General features: G+C 70.2%; 17 protein-coding genes and 1 riboswitch. Of the genes, 5 read left to right on the top strand and 12 right to left on the bottom strand.

The genetic code is table 11. The annotated features are described in order from the left end of the window. Window positions 1-118 precede the first annotated feature (118 nt). The 4 genes from E3T22_RS14900 to hutH are packed head-to-tail and all read right to left on the bottom strand — an operon-like array spanning window position 119 to window position 6,153. The gene (locus E3T22_RS14900) at window positions 119-1,582 is read right to left on the bottom strand and encodes a formimidoylglutamate deiminase (protein ID WP_241983696.1); all 1,464 of its coding nucleotides are present in this window, start codon (window positions 1,580-1,582) and stop codon (window positions 119-121) included. Further along, a complete protein-coding gene (locus E3T22_RS14895) occupies window positions 1,579-2,787 on the bottom strand; it encodes an allantoate amidohydrolase (RefSeq protein WP_134479610.1) in 1,209 nt (402 codons plus the stop codon). The genes E3T22_RS14900 and E3T22_RS14895 overlap by 4 nt, the downstream gene beginning before the upstream one ends. Further along, window positions 2,780-4,531 (bottom strand): urocanate hydratase, encoded by a 1,752-nt coding sequence (hutU, locus tag E3T22_RS14890; RefSeq protein WP_088454820.1) that lies wholly within the window; start codon window positions 4,529-4,531, stop codon window positions 2,780-2,782. Before hutU ends, E3T22_RS14895 begins: the two co-directional genes overlap by 8 nt. 41 nt (window positions 4,532-4,572) lie before the next feature. Further along, window positions 4,573-6,153, bottom strand: a complete 1,581-nt coding sequence (gene hutH, locus E3T22_RS14885) for a histidine ammonia-lyase (RefSeq protein ID WP_134479609.1) — start codon at window positions 6,151-6,153, stop codon at window positions 4,573-4,575. Window positions 6,154-6,307: 154 nt separating this feature from the next. Here hutH and E3T22_RS14880 point away from each other — a divergent pair, with 154 nt between their 5' ends. Both E3T22_RS14880 and E3T22_RS14875 read left to right on the top strand, forming a co-directional pair. Then, complete coding sequence (locus E3T22_RS14880; protein WP_088454822.1) at window positions 6,308-6,823, top strand: DUF664 domain-containing protein; 516 nt, start codon at window positions 6,308-6,310, stop codon at window positions 6,821-6,823. 145 nt (window positions 6,824-6,968) lie between these two features. Next, complete coding sequence (locus tag E3T22_RS14875) at window positions 6,969-7,598, top strand: hypothetical protein (protein WP_088454823.1); 630 nt, start codon at window positions 6,969-6,971, stop codon at window positions 7,596-7,598. An 84-nt stretch (window positions 7,599-7,682) separates the two neighbouring features. Here E3T22_RS14875 and E3T22_RS14870 read toward each other — a convergent pair whose 3' ends face one another. Next, a complete protein-coding gene (locus E3T22_RS14870; RefSeq protein WP_088454825.1) occupies window positions 7,683-8,252 on the bottom strand; it encodes a gluconokinase in 570 nt (189 codons plus the stop codon). Window positions 8,253-8,254: 2 nt separating this feature from the next. After that, window positions 8,255-9,649 carry a GntP family permease gene (locus E3T22_RS14865; RefSeq protein WP_088454826.1) on the bottom strand — a complete coding sequence of 465 codons (1,395 nt, stop codon included), beginning with the start codon at window positions 9,647-9,649 and terminating at the stop codon, window positions 8,255-8,257. A gap of 254 nt (window positions 9,650-9,903) precedes the next feature. Between E3T22_RS14865 and E3T22_RS14860 the strand changes: the two genes are divergently transcribed. Further along, window positions 9,904-10,644, top strand: coding sequence for a FadR/GntR family transcriptional regulator (locus E3T22_RS14860; protein ID WP_134479608.1), 741 nt, complete (start codon window positions 9,904-9,906; stop codon window positions 10,642-10,644). Between the two features lie 12 nt (window positions 10,645-10,656). On the opposite strand, the gene E3T22_RS14855 is transcribed toward E3T22_RS14860, so the two are convergent. The 4 genes from E3T22_RS14855 to E3T22_RS14840 form a co-directional block, all read right to left on the bottom strand. Continuing rightward, window positions 10,657-11,943, bottom strand: coding sequence for an ATP-binding protein (locus E3T22_RS14855; RefSeq protein WP_134479607.1), 1,287 nt, complete (start codon window positions 11,941-11,943; stop codon window positions 10,657-10,659). A gap of 119 nt (window positions 11,944-12,062) precedes the next feature. After that, window positions 12,063-13,121 (bottom strand): hypothetical protein, encoded by a 1,059-nt coding sequence (locus E3T22_RS14850; protein ID WP_134479606.1) that lies wholly within the window; start codon window positions 13,119-13,121, stop codon window positions 12,063-12,065. Next, a complete protein-coding gene (locus tag E3T22_RS14845) occupies window positions 13,122-14,351 on the bottom strand; it encodes an aminotransferase class V-fold PLP-dependent enzyme (protein ID WP_134479605.1) in 1,230 nt (409 codons plus the stop codon). A gap of 85 nt (window positions 14,352-14,436) precedes the next feature. Further along, window positions 14,437-17,049 carry an excinuclease ABC subunit UvrA gene (locus E3T22_RS14840; protein ID WP_134479604.1) on the bottom strand — a complete coding sequence of 871 codons (2,613 nt, stop codon included), beginning with the start codon at window positions 17,047-17,049 and terminating at the stop codon, window positions 14,437-14,439. A gap of 87 nt (window positions 17,050-17,136) precedes the next feature. Between E3T22_RS14840 and panD the strand changes: the two genes are divergently transcribed. Continuing rightward, entirely contained in the window at window positions 17,137-17,550 is a 414-nt protein-coding gene (panD, locus tag E3T22_RS14835) for an aspartate 1-decarboxylase (RefSeq protein WP_088454831.1), read from the top strand. 129 nt (window positions 17,551-17,679) lie between these two features. Beyond that, window positions 17,680-19,332 (top strand): HNH endonuclease signature motif containing protein, encoded by a 1,653-nt coding sequence (locus E3T22_RS14830; RefSeq protein WP_134479603.1) that lies wholly within the window; start codon window positions 17,680-17,682, stop codon window positions 19,330-19,332. Between the two features lie 73 nt (window positions 19,333-19,405). On the opposite strand, the gene E3T22_RS14825 is transcribed toward E3T22_RS14830, so the two are convergent. Both E3T22_RS14825 and E3T22_RS14820 read right to left on the bottom strand, forming a co-directional pair. After that, window positions 19,406-19,729: a multidrug efflux SMR transporter gene (locus E3T22_RS14825; RefSeq protein WP_088454832.1), complete on the bottom strand. Its 324-nt coding sequence runs from the start codon at window positions 19,727-19,729 to the stop codon at window positions 19,406-19,408. A gap of 9 nt (window positions 19,730-19,738) precedes the next feature. Further along, a riboswitch (guanidine-III (ykkC-III) riboswitch) is annotated at window positions 19,739-19,800 on the bottom strand. Between the two features lie 53 nt (window positions 19,801-19,853). Next, window positions 19,854-20,825 (bottom strand): FKBP-type peptidyl-prolyl cis-trans isomerase, encoded by a 972-nt coding sequence (locus tag E3T22_RS14820; RefSeq protein ID WP_103479232.1) that lies wholly within the window; start codon window positions 20,823-20,825, stop codon window positions 19,854-19,856. Window positions 20,826-20,840 lie beyond the last annotated feature (15 nt).

Here is a 20,840-nt window from a genome sequence, read left to right as displayed (position 1 = left end):
TCGGCGGACCGCGGCCCGGGCATCCGGCCCGATGCAACTGTTCCTGTTCCGGACAATTGTGGCCGGTGCGCCGGTAACAATTGTCCGCATGGGGCACAGAAGAGCCGGGCGCGGGTGGTCATGCGGGGCTCGGGGCGGCGGGGAAGCTGCCTGTGTCGGGGGAGCTGAGGGCGTCGAAGGGATCGAGGGCGTCGAGCACCTCGCCGAGGAGCGCCGCGGGCGACCCGTCGAGGGCGAGGGCGGCCGCGGCGGTGCCCACCAAGCGGCCACTGTCGGCGACGATGCGGCCGGCCACGATCACCCGCCGCACGTCGCTCGCCGTGGCGGCGAGCACGAGCTGGTCGAGCCGGGCACCGACGGTGCGGATGCTGCGCGCATCGACCTCGACCAGGTCGGCCGGGTCACCCGGGACCAGGCGCGCGCGACCGAGGCCGAGGGCGGCGTAACCGTCGGTGCCGGCGGCCTGCAGCAGCTCCGCCGGGGTGAACCGGCCGCGACAACCGGAGGCCAGGCGTTCGCCCATCTCCAGGCCGCGCAGCTCCAGGAACGGGTCGATCACGGCGTTCTGGTCGGAGCCCAGGGCGACCGGTGAGCCCGCGTCGGCCAGGGCCCGGGCCGAACCGATGCCGTCGCCGAGGTCGGCCTCGGTGCTCGGGCACATCGATACGGTGACACCGTTGGTGCCGAGTAGGCGCACGTCGTCGTCGCTGAGGTGGGTGGCGTGCACCACGCTCAACCGTGGTGTGAGCGCGCCGAGGCCGTCGAGCAGTCCGGTCGGCGTGACCCCGTAGGCGGCCAGGCAGTCAGCGTTCTCTTGCACCTGCTCGGAGAGGTGGATGTGCAGCGGAACGTCGGCCGGCAACCCGGCGAGGATCTCGCGCATGGCCTCCGTCGGGACCGCCCGCACGGAGTGCAGCGCGGCACCGAGGCTGACCAGGGCCGGTTCGGCCGGCCGGGCGGCGGCATCCGCGTCGAGAGTCTCGCGCAGACGCGCCCAGCGGGCCAGCCAACCGGCGGCCGAACCGTCGCCGAAGGCGCGTTGCTCGGGCCGCAACGGGGTATGGATACCGCCGGCCAGGTAGCTGGTGTCCAGCAGCACCAAGCGGATGCCCACCTCGCGGGCCGCGGTCGCCAGCGCGAGCTCCATGGCGTGGGCCTGCGGGTACGGCGCGCCGCCCGACTGGTGGTGCAGGTAGTGGAATTCGCCGACGGCGGTGTAGCCGCTGACCAGCATCTCGGCGAAAACGGCCCGCGCCAGCCGCAGATAGCGCTCGGGGGTGAGTGCCTGCGCCATGGCGTACATGGACTCACGCCAGTGCCAGAAATTGCCGCCCTGGTCGTGGGTGCGGCCGCGGAGTGCCCGGTGGAAGGCGTGCGAGTGCGCGTTGGCCAGGCCGGGCAGAACAGTGCCGAGGCGGATGTCGCCGGGCTCGACCGGAACACCATCGGCGCGGTCGGTCAGGCGCCCGTCGATGCCGGCGGACAGGCGCACGCCGGCGACCGCGACGCCGTCGGCCAGCAGCGCCTCGCACCAGTAGGTGGCGACTCTCGGCAGCGGGCTGCTCGCCGGGGGCGGGGTCACAGCAGCTCCCGCAGCAGGGTGTCGAGGGCTTCGACGCCGGCGAGGCAATCCGCCAGGGTGGCGAATTCCTCGGGGGAGTGCGAGATGCCGGTGGGGTTGCGCACGAACAGCATCGCGGTGGGCAGCCGGGCGGCGAGCACTCCGGCGTCGTGGCCGGCTCCCGTGGCCAGCGCGGGCACGCCGCCGAGCGCGAGGGCCAGGCGGGCGGCCAGCTCCGGGTCGAAGGTGACGGTGCCGGTCCAGGACTCCTCGACCACGGTCGCGGCGCAGCCGGAGTGCGGGGCCTGCAGCCGGGCGGTGATGTCGGCGACCACGGCGCGGGCCTGGTCGTCGGTGTCCGCGCGGGCGTCCAGCCAGGCGGTGACGGCGGAGGGGATCACGTTGGTGCCGCCGGGTATCGCCTCGATGCGGCCGACGGTGGCTCGGGCCCCCGGGTTGGCCAGGGCGGCCTTCTGCACCGCGACGATGGCGTGTGCCGCGGCCACCATGGGGTCGCGGCGGCCGGTCATCGGGGTGGCGCCGGCATGGTTGCCCTGGCCGGTGAAACTCAGCCGCCAGCGCCCGTGGGCGAGGATGGAGGAGGCCACCGCGACGGGTTCACCGAGGTCGATCAGGCGCCGGCCCTGCTCTACATGCAGTTCCAGGAATATACCGATGCGGTCGAGGGCGGCCTGGTCTCGGCCCATGTGTGCAGGGTTGAGCCCGGCCGTTTTCGCCGCCTCGGCGAGGGTGATTCCCGCCCGATCGGTCAGGGCACGGGCCGTATCGGCGTCGATCGCGCCGGAGAGCAGCCGGGAACCGAGGCAGGCCACCCCGAATCTCGAGCCCTCCTCCTCGGCGAACACCAGCACGGCGCAGGGCCGGCTCGGCACGAAACCGGCGGCCTGCAGTCGGGCGACGGCGTCGAGGGCGGAGACCACGCCGAGCGGGCCGTCGTAGGCGCCGCCGCCGGGCACCGAGTCGAGGTGGCTGCCGACCACCACGGCATCCGCGCCAGGTTCGCCCCACCACGCCCAGGTGTTGCCGTTGCGGTCTGTCTCCACAGCCAGCCCGAGCCGCTCGGCACGTTCGGTGAACCAGGCCCGCAGCTCGTGTTCGGCCGGCTCCCAGAGGTGCCGGGAGTAGCCGGCGGCACGCCGGTCCCTGCCGGTGTCGGCGATCTCGTCGAGGCCGGCCAGCAGGCCGTGCGCGATGAGGTCAGGCATGCGGCGCATCCGCGACCGAGCCGGCGGGCGCATCCGTCTCCCACATCGGCACCCGCAGGCCGCGTTCGCGGGCCACCTCTTCGGCGCGTTCGTAGCCGGCGTCGACGTGGCGCATGACGCCGGTGCCCGGGTCGTTGGTGAGTACCCGTTCGATCTTCTCGGCGGCCAGCGGGGTGCCGTCGGCCACGATCACCTGGCCGGCGTGGATGCTGCGGCCGATGCCGACCCCGCCGCCGTGGTGGATCGAGACCCAGGTGGCGCCGGACGCGGTGTTCAGCAGGGCGTTCAGCAGCGGCCAGTCGGCGATGGCGTCTGAGCCGTCTTTCATGGCCTCGGTCTCCCGGTAGGGCGAGGCGACCGAGCCGGAATCGAGGTGATCACGGCCGATCACGATCGGGGCGGAGAGTTCGCCGGAGGCGACCATCTGATTGAACTTGAGGCCGGCCAGGTGGCGTTCCTGGTAGCCGAGCCAACAGATGCGGGCGGGCAGGCCCTCGAAGCGCACCTTCTCGCCGGCGGCGGTGATCCAGCGACGCAGGTGCTCGTCGTGCGGAAACAGGTCCACGATCGCCTTGTCGGTGGCCGCGATGTCGGCCGGGTCGCCGGAGAGCGCCGCCCAGCGAAACGGGCCCTTGCCCTCGGCGAAGAGCGGCCGGATGTAGGCGGGCACGAAGCCGGGGAACTCGAACGCCCGCTCGCAGCCACCGAGCAGCGCCTCGGCGCGGATGGAGTTGCCATAGTCGAAGACCTCGGCTCCGGCATCCTGAAAATCGACCATCGCCTGCACCTGCTTGGCCATCGCGGCGCGGGCCCGGTCGGTGAACTCTTCGGGTTTGTCGGCGGCGTAGGCGTGCCAGTCGGCGACGCTGACGCCCTCGGGCAGGTACGCGAGCGGGTCGTGTGCGCTGGTCTGGTCGGTGACGATATCGATGGCTACCTCGCGGGCGCGGAGCTCGGCGAACACCGTGGCGGCGTTGCCGACCAGGCCCACCGACAGTGGCCGGCGATCGGCCTTCGCCGCCAGCACCCGGGCGATGGCGTCGTCGATGTCGTCGGTCATCTCGTCGAGGTAGCCGCGCTCGACCCGGCGCTCGAGCCGGGACGGGTCGACGTCGACGATGAGCACGACGCCCTCGTTGAGGGTGACCGCCATCGGCTGGGCGCCGCCCATGCCGCCGGCGCCGCCGGTGAGGGTGAGGGTGCCGGCCAGGGTGCCGTTGAACCTCTTGGCGGCCACGGCGGCGAAGGTCTCGTAAGTGCCCTGCAGGATGCCCTGGGTGCCGATGTAGATCCAGGATCCGGCGGTCATCTGGCCGTACATGGTGAGGCCCAGGGCCTCGAGCCTGCGGAACTCCGGCCAGGTGGCCCAATCGCCGACGAGGTTGGAGTTGGCGATCAGCACCCGGGGCGCCCACTCGTGGGTACGGAACACGCCCACCGGCTTGCCCGACTGCACGAGCAGGGTCTCATCCTTCTCCAGCGTGGTGAGGGTGCGCACGATGGCGTCATACGCCGCCCAGTTGCGGGCAGCCTTGCCGGTGCCGCCGTAGACCACCAGCTTCTCCGGGTGCTCGGCGACCTCGGGGTCGAGGTTGTTCATCAGCATCCGCAGCGGGCCCTCGGTCTGCCAGCTCTTGGCGGTGAGGGTGTTGCCGCGGGCGGCGCGCACGACGCGCGGGGCGTGCGGGTCGGTGGGCGGCGCATCCGCGGCTGCTGGCGCCGTGCTGTCGGTCAGGTCGGTCATGAGCGGGTCTGCTTTCTCGAGAGCTGAGCGTGCGGATGCGGTTAGTACAGCGAGCCGGTCATGGTCTGGGCGGCGTCGAGTAGGGCGCCGCTGCGTGCGGATGCGGCGACCGACTCGATTTCGGGGGAGAGGAACCGGTCGGGGCCGGGGCCGGCAACGCCCCGGCGCACCTCGGCCAGCACGGCACCGGTCGCGGGCCCGGGCTTCAGCGGCGCGCGCAGGTCGAGGGCGCGGCTCGCGGTCATGATCTCGATGCCGAGCACCCGGGCGAGGCCGTCGATGCCGGTGCGGAGCTTGCGGGCGGCGTGCCAGCCCATGGATACGTGGTCCTCCTGCATGGCCGAGGAGGGGATCGAGTCGACCGAGGCCGGCACGGCGAGGCGCTTGAGCTCGGAGACGATGCCGGCGGCGGTGTACTGGGCGATCATCAGGCCGGAGTCGACCCCCACGTCGTGGGCGAGGAAGGCCGGGAGACCGTTGTTGCGGGCCGGATCGAGCATCCGGTCGGTGCGGCGCTCGGACATGCTCGCCACGTCCGCGACGGCGATGGCGAGGAAGTCGAGCACGTAGGCGACCGGGGCGCCGTGGAAGTTGCCGTTGGACTCGACCCGGCCGTCGAGAGTGACGACGGGGTTGTCGATCGCTGAGGCCAGTTCGCGGTCGGCGATGCGGCCCGCGTGCTCAACGGTGTCCCGGGCGGCGCCGTGCACCTGCGGGGCGCAGCGCAGCGAGTACGCGTCCTGCACCCGGGTGCACTCCGGAGTCTGGTGGCTGGCCACGATCGGCGAGCCGGCGAGCAGGTGGCGGAGGTTCTCGGCGGAGGCCTGCTGGCCCAGCTGTGGGCGGAGGCCGGCGAGGTCGGCGGCGAAGACGGCGTCGGAGCCGAGCAGGGCCTCGATGCTCATCGCGGCGGCCACGTCGGCGGTGGAGAACAGGGTCTGCAGGTCGTGCAGGGCCAGGCTGAGCTGGCCGAGCATGCCATCCGTGCCGTTGATCAGGGCCAGGCCCTCCTTCTCGGCCAGGAGCACCGGCTCGAGGCCGGCGGCGGCCAGGGCGTCGGCGGCGGGCAGCTCAGTACCGGCGCGGTCGCGCACGGTGCCCTCGCCCATCAGCGTCAGGGCGCAGTGCGCCAGCGGGGCCAGGTCGCCCGAGCAGCCGAGCGAGCCGTATTCGCGCACGATCGGGGTGATGCCGGCGTTGAGCAGGCCGGCATACGCCTCCGCGGTCGACAGACGGATGCCGGTGCGCCCGGTGAGCAGGGTGGACAGGCGCAACAACATCAGGGCGCGCACGGTCTCCCGTTCCACCTCGGGGCCGGAGCCGGCCGCGTGTGAGCGCACCAGGCTCTGCTGCAGCCGGGTGCGATCGGCGGCGTCGATGAAGGTGGTGGCCAGGGCGCCGAAGCCCGTGGAGATGCCGTAGTGCGGCGCCGTGTCGGTGGCGAGCACCTCGATGGTGGCCCGGCTGGCGGCCACGGCGGCGCGGGCGTCATCGCCGAGCAGCACCGGGGCGTCGTGGCGGGCGACGGCCACGACATCCGCCACGGAGACCGGGCCGGTGCCCACTGTGACGGGGGCCGGGGTGATGTTGGTGGCGGGCAGGACGGTGTCGACGGTGTGCATGTGTCCATCTGACTCCTGCCCGGTCCTCGGCGCACGGGGTTCAGCCGACTTGGTGTCTCGGATACGAGACACTTGCCGGATCACCACAGCGGGCTAGGGTGGCGCGTGAACGGGTCCTCGGGTGGGCCGGTCGTCGACCCACAGGAGGTACCGGATGCTGTCGACCGACCTGATCACGGATGCGTTCGGCCGTGTGCAGGGAGCTGTGCACGCCGCCCTCGTCGGAGCCGGCCCCGAGCTGCTGGGGTACCGGGCCGACCACGAGGCGAACACCATCGCGTGGCTGGTCTGGCACCTCACCCGGGTGCAAGACAACCACGTGGCCGATCTCATGGGCGAGCCCCAACTGTGGACGTCGGCGGGCTGGCAGAAACGGTTCAACCTTCCCTTCGCGCCGACGGCGACCGGCTACGGCCAGGGTTCGACCGAGGTGGCCGCGGTGCGGGCCGGTGCTGACCTGCTGCAGGGTTACTTCGACGCGGTGCACGAACGCACCCTCGGCTACCTGGCCACCCTGCACGAGGACGATTTCAGTCGTATCGTCGACACCCGCTGGACCCCGCCGGTGACCCTGGCGGTGCGGCTGGTCAGCGTGATCGCCGACGATCTGCAGCACGCCGGCCAGGCCGCGTACGTGCGCGGGTTGGCGCAGCGGGCGGGCCTGCTCTGAGCCGGGCCTGCCGTGCCTGGCTGCCTTGCCTGCCGCGAGAGCGGCCGCGTGGCTGCGTGTGGCCGCGGAGGTGACCGTTCGACCGCTCTCGCGAGAGGGATCGCCCGGCTAGGCTCGGTGTCAGCACCTCGACACTGGAGAGCCCGTGGCCCACTCGTATCCGCTGTATGTGAACGTGCTGGCGCAGTGCTTCTGCTGCCAGTCGCTGCAGCCGTTCCACTTCACCTCGGCGACCGACCAGGTCGTGTGCGGCCATTGCCTGCGCCACCTCGGGCCCGAAAAGGCCGAGCAGCGCGACGCCGACCACATCAAACTGTGGCTGGGGCAGTTCGCCGCGCAGCAAGAGACCCTTCAGGAGCTTGACGCGACGACCACCGCGACGATCGCCGAGCGGGACGCCGAGATTGCGGCGTTGGCCGCCCAGGTCGCCGACCTCACCGGCATCGTGGCCGGCCGCTTCGACCGCGGGCCCGACGCGGGCCTGCGCGGCCTGCTCGAGACCGAGGTGCTCAAGCGCGCCGAGCGCAAGGCCGAGCTCGGCCAGCGCCGAACGGATGCGGCCATGGCCGTGCTCTGGGAGATCGACAGCCTGCATCGGGTGACGCCCGCCGACCCACGGCACTGCGGATGCGGCAGGTCGGCCGCCGCCTGCCCCGAGACCCGGGCGCTGGGATCGATTCGCCAGGCGCTGGGCGACTGGGAGAGCAAGAACCGCAAGCTGCACGCCGCCGGCCAGCGGCACGCGCTGCCCGCGGGGCATCCCGACCTGACCTGACGCGCTGCGCATCCACCCTGACCGCACCCGCACCAGCAGACAACTGTTCCCGGTGTCCGAATCGGGCACTGATGTGGCGCTGGACTAGCGGGCGACCGAGGACTGGCCGGGGTCGGGGGCGCCCAGGGCCGACGAACCGGGGCTCGGCGTGAGGCCCAGGCGGCGCACGATCTCGGCGGCCTCCTCGGCGGGCTTCCGGCCGGCATCGATGGTGATCGCGTTCTCGTCGGGCTCCGGCGGCTCGAGCGCGTCCACCTGCGAGTCGAGCAGCGAGGTGGGCATGTAGTGGTCGTGCCGGGTGGCCAGGCGGCGCCCGATCAGGTCTTTCGACCCGCTCAGGTGCACAAAGATCACGTTGTGCTCGCGCAGCACGTCGCGGTAGCGGCGCTTGAGCGCCGAACAGGTGATGATGCCGGGCACGCCCGCCATGGAGTGCTCGATGATCCACGAGGAGATCGTGTCGAGCCACGGCGCGCGGTCTTCATCGTTGAGAGGCTCGCCAGAGGACATCTTGTCGATGTTCTCCTGCGGGTGCAGGTCGTCGCCCTCTTCGAGGTCCCAGCCGAGCTGGCCGGCGAGGATTCCCGCCACGGTGGACTTGCCGGATCCGGAGATTCCCATGATCACGAGCACGGGTTGCTGATTCTCGAACATGGCTAGATCACGACGTTCAGGAGGAGGACGCCGGCCAGGCCGGTGACGGAGATAAGGCACTCCATGACCGTCCAGGTCTTCAGGGTCTGCGGAACGCTGGTACCGAGGTACTCCTTGACCAGCCAGAAGCCCGCGTCGTTGACGTGCGAGAGGAACAGCGAACCGGCGCCGATGGCGAGCACCATGAGCGACACATCGGTGGAACTCAGGCTCGCGGCGACCGGGGCGAGGATGCCGGCGGCCGTGACCGTGGCGACGGTGGCCGAGCCGGTGGCAACGCGCACCAGCGCGGCGACGACCCAGGCCAGCAGCAGCACCGAAACGCTCGACCCGTTCACCGCGTCGGCGATGACGGTTCCGATGCCGGTGTCGATGAGTACCTGCTTGAACCCACCGCCGGCGCCGACGATGAGCAGGATGCCGGCGATCGGGGGAAGCGAGTCAGCGAGCGACTTCGAGACCGCAGCGCGGTCCATGCCGCCGCCGCGACCGAACACGATCATGGCGTAGATCACGGCGATGCCGAGCGCGATCATCGGGGTGCCGAGGAAGTCCAGGGCGGCGTTGAGCGGGTCAGTGGAGTTGGGGTTGATGGCGTCGGCGATCGAGCGGGCGAGCATCAGCACTACCGGCAGCAGGATGCCCGAGACGGTGGCGATGAAGCTCGGGCGCTTGACGTTCTCCTCGAGGCCCTGGTCGGCGGCGGTGATGAACATCTCGGGAACGGGTACCTTGACCCAGCGGGCAGCGAACTTGCTGAATAGCGGGCCGGAGATGATCACCGTGGGAATGGCGATGAGCACGCCGATGGCCAGGGTGAGGCCGAGATTGGCGTTCAGGGTGGTGACGGCCACGAGCGGTCCGGGGTGCGGCGGCACCAGGCCGTGCATGACCGACAGGCCGGCCAGCGCCGGGATGGCGATGCGGATGAGCGACTGGCCACTGCGCCGGGCGACCAGGATGATCACGGGGATCAGCAGCACGAGGCCGACCTCGAAGAACATCGGCAGGCCGATGAGGCCACCGATCAGGGCCATGGTCCACGGCAGGGTGCGCACGCTCGAGCGGCTGACCAGCGCGTCGACGATGCGGTCCGCTCCGCCGGAGTCGGCCAGCAGCTTGCCGAACATGGCGCCGAAGCCCACGAGCACGCCCACGCCGGCCATGGTGGAGCCGAAGCCCGCACCGAAGCTGGTGACCGCGGCGTTGGGGGCCATGCCGGCGCCTACGCCCACGCCGACGGCGCCGATGGAGAGGGCCAGGAACGGGTGCACCTTGAGCCAGGTGATCAAGACGATGATCACGGCGACGCCGATGATCGCCGCGAGAATGAGTTGCAGGGTGCTGCCGGCGGGAACCACTGGTTCCACCGCCTGAATCGCGCGGGTCACATTCATCTCGAGAATCCGTTCCGAGGCCGCGTCCCTGCGACCCCTTCGTCATGTGGTGAACACGCACGTCTCCCTCATGTCGCCGGATGCGGCATAGTGAAGGAGGAAGTACGTAATCTGATTAATCTGATTAATCGGATTTATGAAGTGTTACACAACGACGGTGATCTGGTCAACAACACCGTACGGGCAGAGTGCGATGACGCAGGCTGGAACAGATCGGTGCGACGAGGTCGCGTCGGGGGAGTGAGGGTGTGACAGTGACTGCAATAGCCGAAGAAACGTGGCGGGACCGGGGATTGCACGCCCGGGTGGTGAACGCGCTCGGTCAGGAGATCGTCGACGGCACCTACCAGACGGGCGACATCCTCAATCTTGACACGCTGAGCGAACGCTTCGCCGTGTCGCGCTCCGTGCTGCGGGAGGCCCTGCGGGTCTTGCAGTCGGTGGGCATGGTGGAGCCCCGCCAGCGGGTGGGCACCCAGGTGCTCGCCCGTCGGTCGTGGGACCTGTTCAGCCCGCAGATCATCCAGTGGCGCGGCCAGGGCGACTACTTCGCCCAGATGCGCGAGATGCTCGAGGTACGCCTGGGCATCGAACCCGTGGCCGCACGGCTGAGCGCCCGACGGATGGCGCCCGAGGAACGGGAGGCCGTCGCCCGGGCCGCGGCCGTCATGGTGCAGGCCGACCAGGCGCAAGACGGCCGGCGTTTCCTCGAGGCCGACGTCGAGTTCCACACCCTGATCCTGCAGGGCTCGGGTAACGCGGTGATGGGTCACTTCGCGAGCACCGTGGCGGCCCTCTTGCGCACCCGGGAGCAGGAGAAGCGCTTCACGATCACCGAGTACACCCCGGCATCCGCCCATCGGCACAACGACCTGGCCGCGGCCATTGCGGCGGGCGACGAGGATGCCGCATACGCCTCCGCCTATGCCACCCTCGAGGCCACCCTCACCGAGTTCGTGCAGGAGTCGGCCGACGCCAACAGCACCGCCGGTTAGAAGCCGGCCGGCTCAGAGCCGGGCGAGTCGGTCGATGTCCTCGAGAAACTCGGCGGCGACCTGCGCCGAGACCGTGGTGCGGGTGCCGCGGATGCCGGCCAGATAGTCCTGGGTGCCCGGCCCGCCGGGCACGGACTCGTCGGCGCCCGCGGAGAGGGCATCCTCCAGGGCCTGCTGGGAAGCCCGCCGGGCGGCGTATTCGATGTCGGCTGGGGAGAAGCCGTCGCTGGCCGCGACGAGGGCCGCGAGGTCGACGGTGCCGGCCACCGCCGGGGGAATGTAGCGCTCCCAGATGGCCTGCCGGGCGGCGGAATCCGGCAACCCGATCGGCACCACGTAGTCGAATCGGCCGTGCCGCAGGAACGCCGAGTCGAGGGTGCGGATGAAGTTGGTGGCGCAGACGAGCAGCCGCCCGGGCCGCTCGCGAAACGCCGGGATGAGCTTGAGCAGCTCGTTGGTCACGCCCTGCAGCGGCGAGGGCGGTTCGCCACCACGCTGGGCGGCGATCTCCTCGACCTCGTCGATGAAGACCACCACGTGGTCGAGGTCGTCGATCTTGTGGAACGTCTCCCGCAGCGCCCCGGCCAGTCCGTGCGGGTCGCTGGCCAGCCGGGAGGGGAACACCTCCACGAACGGCCAGTCCAGCCTGGACGCGATGGCCTTGGCGAAGGTGGTCTTGCCGGTGCCGGGCGGGCCGAAGAGCACCACGGCCTTGGGCGGCACAACGCCGTATTGTTCGGCCATCTCCGGCCGGGCCAGGGGCATCACCAGGCGCCGCTCGAGCAGTTCCTTCTCGCGCACCATGCCACCCACGCTCGCCCACAGGTCCCTCGGCAGGATGCGCCCGCCGAGGTCGGCCAGGGCCCTGATCGACTGGCCCTGCACCGGGATGCGGCGCTCGAAGTAGCTGAGGTGGTTCTTGATTTCGAACCCGCGGTTGAGGAACGCGTCGACCCTGGTGGCGGTCTCCGGCATCAGCGCGGAGAGCTTGGTCAGGCCGTGCGGCGCCATCCGTCGTTCGAGGGCGGCGAGCAGGGCCGAACCGATGCCGTGGCTCTGCCACGGTTTGGTGGTGGCGAGGAACACGATCCAGCCCTGCGCGTGGGCGGCCCGGCCGACCGCGGCGCCGACCACCTCGTCGCCGTGCACGGCCACGACGGCATCGTCCTTCTGGCAGGAGGCGAGCACCTCAGACAGGGCGTAGACAGGGTCGGTGCTGGAGGCGGTGATCTCCTCCCACAGGCGCAGGATGCCGTCGAGATCGTCGGTATGAAAGTCGCGGATACGCCACTCGGTCATCGGGCTCCCTCGGTGTGTGAGGTCACTATGCCACCCTCCCTACCGCGACCCGTGACTCAATCCCCACAAGTTTGCGATTCTTGGGGCTTTCCTCACGGTTCGCGGATGGGCGGGCCCGGCTACTGCAGGCCGTCGACCGAGACCAGGCCGTCGTGGCGGCGGCCGTCGAAGATGATCGTGGGGATCTTCACGGTGGCGATCTTCTCCTCCACGAGGGTCTTGTTGGCGGCGATGATGTCGGTAACCGTGTCCGAAGCGGCCTCGGTCACGACCGCGTCGATCTGGTCGGCGGAGAGGCCGAACTCGCCGAGCCAGTCGACCAGGGTCGCGGTGGCCTCGTCGGAATCCATCGAGTTGATGGTTTCCTGCCACGGCCGGCCGGTTTCGGCCTTTTCGGTGAAGATGCGCTCGAGCACCTGCCAGTCGACGGGGGTCTCGGCGCCGTCCAGCGGGTGCAGCCGCAGGGCCTCGAGGTACTGGGTCACCAGCAGCGAATTGGGGAACTTGTAGCCCTCGGTGCCCGCGATCGGGTAGGCGATGTAGGTGAGGTTGTAGGCCGATTCGAAGCCTGCCTCCTCGATGTTCTGGAACAGTGCCTTGCAGAAGGTGCAGCCGGGGTCGATGACCTCGACGGCGACGGGGTTGGCGGTGTCCTCGGTGAGGTAACTGGCGTTGGCGGGCAGGTAGTCCTCGGCGGTCCAGGTCTGCAGGCGGGCCGGGATGGCCGCGAAGGTCTCGCCGAGGCTGCCGAATTCGTTGCCGAATGCGCCGAGCACGTCGAACTCACCCAGCGACTCCATGAAGCCCGGCGTCTCATCCGGGATCGAGCAGGCCTCGGCGCCCAGGGTGCAGGATGCCGAATCCTGCTTGTTGCAGGTGCCGTAGACGTAGAGGTTGACGGCGCTTTTGACCACGGTGTAACCCGACCAGAGGGTGGTGACCAGAACGAGCACGGCAAGGATCTCGAGGCCGATGCTGGCTGGACGCACGAGCCCCGGCCGGCGCACGGCGATCGGCGCGAGCAGGTGGTCCTTGATGTCCTGCTTGAAGGTGGTGTCGCAGGGCCGGAAGGTGACCCGGCGCCAGGTGCAGTTCCAGGCCTTGCCGACGTAGCGGCGGTACTTGGCCGAGAAGGCGGCCATGACGACCAGGACGATGAATGCGGCGATGCAGAACACTTAGGAGAGGCCTTTCATCAGCCGGGTGAGGGCCTGCGTGGCCGAGTCGATGTCCGACTCGGTCGAGTGCAGGCCGAGGGAGAGGCGCAGCAGCGGGGGTAGCCCGAGCTGTTCCTTCAGGTAGTGGTGGGCGCAGAAGTAGCCGCTGCGCACGGAAATCCGCGAGTGCGAGAGGAACACCGCGAGCCGGTGCGAGTCCTGCGCGGGCGCGTAGAGGCTGATCACCGGGCTGGGCTCGGTGTTCAGCAGTGTGAGTCCGGGGATCTCGGCGAGGCCGTCGTGGAGCCGCCTGGACAGGCCGGTGATGTGCTCGGCGGGGGTGAGCCCGCCGGGGCGGACGTCGCCGAGCCACTCGATCGCCCGGCCGAGCGCGATGATCTCGCCCCAGGCCTGCAGGCCCGGTTCGAGCAGCGCCGCCGGGTCACCCTGAACGAGGTCGAAGTCGTTCTCGCGCACGTCGGAGACCATGCCGCCGCCCACGAAGCCGAGCTCGAGGGAGGTGAGCAGCTCGTGCCGCGCCACGACGACGCCGAGGCTTGCGGCGTACATCTTGTGGCCGGAGAAGCAGACCGCATCCGCCTCGGTCTTCTGCAGCAGCGCCCGGCTGTGGCCCATGGCCTGGGCGGCGTCGACGATGACGATGCCGCCGCGGGCGTGGGTGTCCCGCACGAGGTCGGCGAGGTTGCTGAGCTGGCGGCCGTCGATGTTGGACGTGGTGTTGACGACGACGACGGCCTTCTCCAGCTGCGCGGGCTCGTAGAGCAGGGCGCCGTCGGCGGCGCGACCCAGCACCAGGCGGTCGACGCCCAGCCGGCGGGCGGCGGTGATGGTGGGCAGGAACACCGAGTTGTGTTCGACGTGGCTGGTCACGACCCTGGTGAAGCGGCCCAGCGGCAGCTGCTGCAGGAGCAGGTTGAGGCCGTAGGTGGTGTTGAGGGTGAACGACACGGCGTGGCTCTTATTCGAGAGCCCGAGCAGGCCGAGCACGGCCTTGCGGGTGTCGGCCACCGCGGCATCGACCTTCAGGCCCCAGGCGTATTTCACCCGTCCGCCGCAGGCGTTATAGGTCGTGTAGTAGTCGGTGAGGGCGTCGATCACGGGCTGCGGGCGGAGGCTCTGGCAGGCGGCGTCGAGGTAGACCTCACCGGCTTGCAGGTAGCCGAAATCGCCCGATTGACCCGTGTCGAGTCGCTCGGCGGCGGGCCTGCGGAACAGCGTGCTGCGCTTCATAAGGTCTCAACTCCAGGCTCAGCTTAGATTCGCGGCTGTTCCGGGAATGGGGACCAAAGTCCCGTTTGACCGGGTGTAGCACCGTTTACACAGCCAGCTCCAAGCGTTGGGCGAGGTAGGGCGCCGTGCGGCTGTGCGGATGCGCCGCGACAGTCGCCGGAGTGCCCTCCGCCACGATGCGGCCGCCCGCGCTGCCGCCGGCCGGGCCCAGGTCGATGACCCAGTCGGCCGCGGCCACGACGCCCATGTCGTGCTCCACCACGACAACGGTGTTGCCCGCGTCGACGAGCCGGCCCAGCTGCGTCATCAGCAGCTCCACATCGGCCGGGTGCAACCCGGTGGTGGGCTCGTCGAGCAGATACAGGGTGTGGCCGCGACGGGCGCGCTGCAGCTCGGTGGCCAGCTTGATGCGCTGAGCCTCACCGCCGGAGAGCTCGGTGGCCGGCTGGCCGAGCCGCAGGTAGCCCAGGCCCACCTCGCGGAGGGTCGCCAGGCTGCGGGCGGCGCTGGGCACCTCGGCCAGGAAGTCGGCGGCCGCGTCGACGGTGAGTCCCAGCACGTCGGCGACGGACTTGCCGTTGTAGAGCACCGCAAGGGTCTCGGCGTTGTAGCGGGAGCCGCCGCAGGTCGGGCAGGGTGCGTAGCTGCCGGGCAGGAAGAGCAGCTCCACGGCCACGAAGCCCTCGCCCTGGCAGGTGTCGCAGCGGCCGCCGGCCACGTTGAAGGAGAACCGGCCGGCGCCGAAGCCGGCGGCCTTCGCCGCATCCGTCGCCGCGAAGGTGGATCGCACGGCGTCGAACAGGCCCGTGTAGGTGGCCAGGTTGGAGCGCGGGGTGCGGCCGATGGGCTTCTGGTCCACGCGCACCAGACGGTCGATGGCCCCGGCACCGGTCACCGTGTCGACGACGGTGCTGGCACGGTCCGCACCGGTCTCGTCGTCATCGGCGTCCTGGGCGGCCTGCTGGTCGGCCGCGCCGTCTCCGGCAACGCTGGCGGCGGGCCCGGCGTCGACCGGGCCCTGGCGCAGTTCCCGGCCTACGGCATCCGCCAGCACCCGGCTGACCAGGGTGGACTTGCCCGACCCCGAGACACCGGTGACGGCGGTCAGCACGCCGAGCGGCACCTTCACGTCGAGGTCGACAAGGTTGTGCCGGGTGACGCCGGTCAGGCCCAGCCAGGCGGCCGGCTCACGGTGCGCCGGCGCCGCCGAGTCGCCCATGGAGGGGAACAGGTATCGGCGGGTGACGGAGGTCTCGACCTCGGCCAGCCCCGGCACCGGGCCGCTGTAGAGCACCTCGCCGCCACCGTCGCCCGCGCGCGGGCCCACGTCGACGAGCCAGTCGGCGCGGCGCACGACGTCCATATTGTGTTCGACCACGAAGACCGAGTTGCCGGATGCCTTGAGCTGTTCGAGCACCACCAGCAGCGGTTCCGCGTCGGCCGGGTGCAGCCCCGCGGAGGGTTCGTCGAGCACGTAGATCACACCGAACAGGCCGCTGCGGAGCTGGGTGGCGATGCGCAGCCGCTGCATCTCGCCGGGGGAGAGGGTGGGGGTGGCCCGGTTCAGGCTGAGGTAGCCCAGGCCCAGGTCGATGAGCACCTCGAGGCGGCGCACCAGGTCGCCGGCCACGGTGACGGCCACCTCGGTGACCTCGCCGGACTGCGCGGAGCGGTGCGACCCGGTGGCCCCGGTGAGCTCGGCGGTGGGCCGCAGCACCTCGGCGAGGTCGCTGAGGGTGAGGGCGTTGAGTTCGTTGATCGGCCGGCCGGCAAAATGAACCGCGAGGGCCTCGGCGCGCAGGCCGCTGCCGCCGCAGAGCCGGCACGGGCCGGTCTCCACGAACGCGAGCACCCGCTGGCGCATCTGGGCGCTCTTCGAATCGGCCAGCGTGTGCATCACGTAGCTCTTCGCGCTCCAGAACCGGCCCTTGTACGGCTTGGCCACCCTGTCTCGCTGCGGGGTGACCTCCACGACGGGCTGCTCCTCGGTATAGAGGAGCCAATCGCGCGACTCGCGGCTGAGCTGTGACCACGGCACGTCGATGTCGTGGCCCAGCACCCCGGTGATGTCGCGCAGGTTCTTGCCCTGCCACGCGCCGGGCCAGGCTGCGATGGCGCCGTCGCGGATGCTCAGGCTCGCGTCGGGCACCAGGAGGGGTTCGGCGACGGTGTGCGAGATGCCCAGGCCGTGGCACTCCGGGCAGGCGCCGGTGGCCGTGTTGGGCGAGAAGGCGTCGGAGTCCAAGCGCAGGTCCGACCCGGCAGGGTAGGTGCCGGCGCGGGAGTAGAGCATCCGCATCGAGTTGGACAGGGTGGTGACGGTGCCCACGCTGGAGCGGGAGCTGGGCGAGCCGCGGCGCTGCTGGAGGGCCACGGCCGGCGGCAGCCCGGTGATGAGGTCAACGTGCGGGGTGTGACCCTGCTGGATCAGGCGGCGTGCGTACGGCGCGACGGACTCGAAGAACCGGCGCTGGGCCTCGGCAAAGATGGTGCCGAAGGCCAGGGACGACTTGCCCGAGCCGGAGACTCCGGTGAAGGCGACGATGGCGTCGCGGGGGATGTCGACGTTGACGTCTTGCAGGTTGTTCTCTCTGGCACCACGCACACGCACGAAGCCGTCAGCGCCTGGGTGGGCGGCGAGGTCCGCCGGAAGGGGCGGAGAAATGGGTGCCGAAGAAGTCAAGGGAGAGTGAGGCATTCGATCGACTCTAGTTCGGCCCCCTGACACTCGACCCTGCTCGGCACGCGTATCGTGGAGAAGTTGATCCCCGAAAGGCTCTTTCCGATGCGCCGCACCATGTTCAAGTCCAAGATCCACCGTGCCACCGTGACGCACTCCGCCCTGCACTACGTGGGGTCGCTGACCGTCGACCTCGACCTGCTCGACGCGGCCGACCTGCTGCCCGGCGAGCTGGTGAGCATCGTGAACGTCAACAACGGCGCCCGCTTCGAGACCTACCTGATCGCCGGGGAGCGCGGCAGCGGTGTGATCGGCGTCAATGGCGCGGCAGCACGGATGGCGCACGAGGGCGACCTGGTCATCATCATCTCCTACGCCCAGATGGGCACGAAGAAGGCCAGGGTCTACCAGCCCACCGTCGTGCACGTGGATGCGCAGAACGCGATCATCTCGGTCGGCACCGACCCGGCCGCTGCCGACGGCGATGACGACCTGGAGCGCCCGCCCCACGCTCTCTGAGCTTCGCTGCCTGTCGGGCGCCGAGGAGAATCATGGCACCCGGATCGGATGGCTGAGAACGTGTGAAAAAGTTCTCCACAGCCGTGGGTTCCACCACACAAACGTTCGATATTGAGCTATTCTCATCGCATGGTCACCATCGTAGCTGTCTCCGAACCCGGTTCCGCGCCGGATGGCACGGCGCCGACGGCTCCGCTGCCGGGGTCGTTGATCGCCGCGCTAGAAGCGGTGGAGCACCTCGGGGCGTGCAGCGCCGACTACGACGCGCTCTCCGACGCGGAGCTGATCGCCGGCCAGAGAGACCTGGCCAAGTTGCGTGGCTTGGTGGAGACCCGATCGGTATGGCTGGCGAAGACCCTCGCGCACCGTTCCCGCCGGGAGCTGGGCCAGCAGGGCCTGGCAGCACGGCAGGGGTTTCTGTCGCCGGCGGACCTGATCCAGACCCTCACCGGCTCTACCCGGGCCGACGCCCGCAAACTCGTTGACGTGGGCACGATGCTCAGCGAGACAGAGACGGCCCAGGCGGTGCGGGACGCCGAGGCCAACGACCGGGGGCAACAGGACGGCCGCGACGACGTCGACGGCGGTGATGTGGCCGCCGTTCCCGGCGCTGAGCCTGTCCCGCTGCCCTGGTACAGCGCCATTTCCGATGCCGTGGCTGCCGGAACCCTCTCGGTCGCCGCGGCGCACGCGATCCGCGCGGGCCTGGGCACGATCGACGTCGTCATCACCGCCGAAGTCCTCGGTGATGCGGTGCAGAAGCTCCTCACAGAAGCGAAGACAACCACCGTCGACGACCTCCTCAAACGCTCCCGCAGGATGCGGGACACCCTCGATGAGGCCGGCATCGCGAAACGCGAACAGAAGGCATGGGACGACCGGTACCTGCGGATCTGGACCGGTGACTCCGGCCAGGTCCACCTCAACGGCCAATTCCCGCCTGAGCAGGGCGCGTTCATTCTCTCCGTCTGCGACAGTGCCGCCGGTCCCCGCCGCGGCGGCGTGAGATTCGTCGACCCGGACCGGGCCGCCTGGGCCAAGGCGATACAGGATGACCCGCGCAGCACCGACCAGTTAACCGCCGACACCTTCGTCGAGCTCCTCAGGGCCGGTAGCACCGTCAACCCGCACCGAATGCTCGGCGGTCGCAGCCCGGCGGTTCGGATCCTCACTCCCGCGCCCACCCCGGCGCCCACCCCGGTGCCAGCCGGGGACGGGGAGGCCGAAGCAGCGACTCCCTCACCCGCACCAGCAGGCGAACTCGCGCCGGCAGTCGACCCCGCCGAGGTTCTCGTTGCGATTCCCGACGGCAGCGGCCACGGCTTCATCGAGGGTAATCCCGCACCCGTGTGCCAGCAGAGCGTCGACAGGATCATCTGCACCAGTGGCACCGTCGAGATCACCTTCGACGACGACGGCCAACCCCTCAACCTCGGCCGCGAAGAACGCATCTTCACCGCAGCGCAACGCATCGCCCTGGCTGCCCGCGATGGCGGCTGCCGATGGGGCGACTGCGACAGGCCACCCTCGCGAACCGAGGCGCATCATCTCGAGGAATGGGTCCGCGATCACGGCGCCACAGACATCCGCGTCGGCATCCTGCTCTGCCCCCCACACCACCGGCTGCTCCACGCCCAGGGCTGGCAAATCTTCGAGAACCGGGGCGTCTATTGGCTGCGGCCCCCGGCCATTGTTGATCCCGGGCAGTCGCTCATCAGGCTGAACCGTAAGAGCCCCATCGCTCCGGAAGGCCTACACCCGGACCGGGCCGACAGGCACTGATATGGCAGCGACGATCACGGTGACGGCAGCATCCGCCGATCGTGAGAGACGTCGCGAGCCGGAGGCGGGAGGGCTAGTGGCCGCCGTCGACGAGCTTCAGGCCGATGACGCAGCCGACGAGGCCCAGGATGAGCAGGATTTTGATGAGCGACGCCGGTTCGCCGCCGAAGATCATCGCGTAGAGCACGGTCAGCGCCGCGCCGATCCCCACCCAGACGGCGTAAGCGGTGCCTATCGGGATGGTGCGCATCGCGAACGCGAGGCCGGCCATGCTCAAAACCAGGCCGGCACCGAAGATCACGGTGGGCCAGAGCTTGGTGAAGCCGACGGACTTGCCGAGGGCCGTCGCCCAGACGGCTTCGAGAACACCGGACACGATCAAAATGATCCACGACATGAGAACTCCTATGGCCAGTCTTGTCGCGTGCCGGGTACTGATCCGTCGTCCGGAACCGCGGAGCGGTCTCCCAGAAGACTAGCCCGGCGGCCTGTGCAGACACTGGGCAGGCCGCCGGGGACACTTAGGCTGCGGCGATGATGTCCACGACGAAGACGAGAGTGTCTGTTTCGCTGATGCCGGCCGTCTCGTTACCGCCCTCATAACCCAGCTCGCCCGGCGGGATGACAATGACCACCTGGGAGCCGACGGTCTGTCCGACCAGGCCCTGGGTGAAGCCGGTGATCAACCCGGAGACCGGGAACGACGTGGGGCCGACACCCCAGCTCTGGTCGAACACCTTGCCGGTGTCCCAGATGGCGCCGGTGTACTGCACGGTCACCGTGGAGGTCTCCGTGACGGCCGCGCCGTCACCCTTCTTGAGCACCTCGACCGCGAGGTCGGTGGGCGGGTCGCTCTTGGGCATGGTCACGGTGGGCGCGCCGTCATCGGCGAGCTTCACGGTGGGGAAGCCGTCCGTGGGCTCCTGGTCTTCCCCGGTGGCGCGGGTGGGCAGCTTTTCCTTGATGTCGATCACGAAGAGCAGCTGGTCGGTGGCGGCCACACCCAGGTCGGTGTTGCCGGTCTCGCCGAAGCCGTCGGCCGGCGGGAAGACCACGGCCACCCTGTCGCCCACGTTGGAGCAGGCCACACCCTTGAGGATGCCCGGGATGACGCCCTGGCCGTTGACGACGTTCACGGTGAGGCCGGCGGCGTCGCCGAAGCCGCCGGCGGTGAGCTTGGCGCCGGTGGTGGCGTTGTACGCGGCGTAGGAGATCGCCACGGAATCACCCTCCTCGATGGCGTCTCCGGTGCCCTCCGTGATGACGGTGCGTTCGGTCGCTTTCGTGGCCAGAGGGGCCTCGAAGGTCACGGTCGGTTCGGCTGCGGCATCACCGGCGACGGTGACGGCATCCGACGTCGCACCCGGATCGGTGCATGCGACCGGGGCCGTCGTGGCCGACGGTGTCGGCGACGACGCGGGTGACGCCGCGCAGCCGGTCAGGGCGACGGCGGCGACCGCCGTCAGGGTGAGGAAAGTGGGAAGTGTACGCACGCAGGTGTCTCCAGT

It is taken from the genome of Cryobacterium sp. TMB3-10 (assembly GCF_004402305.1).
GTDB lineage: Bacteria > Actinomycetota > Actinomycetes > Actinomycetales > Microbacteriaceae > Cryobacterium > Cryobacterium zongtaii.
This window is presented reverse-complemented; position numbering and strand designations above follow the sequence as displayed.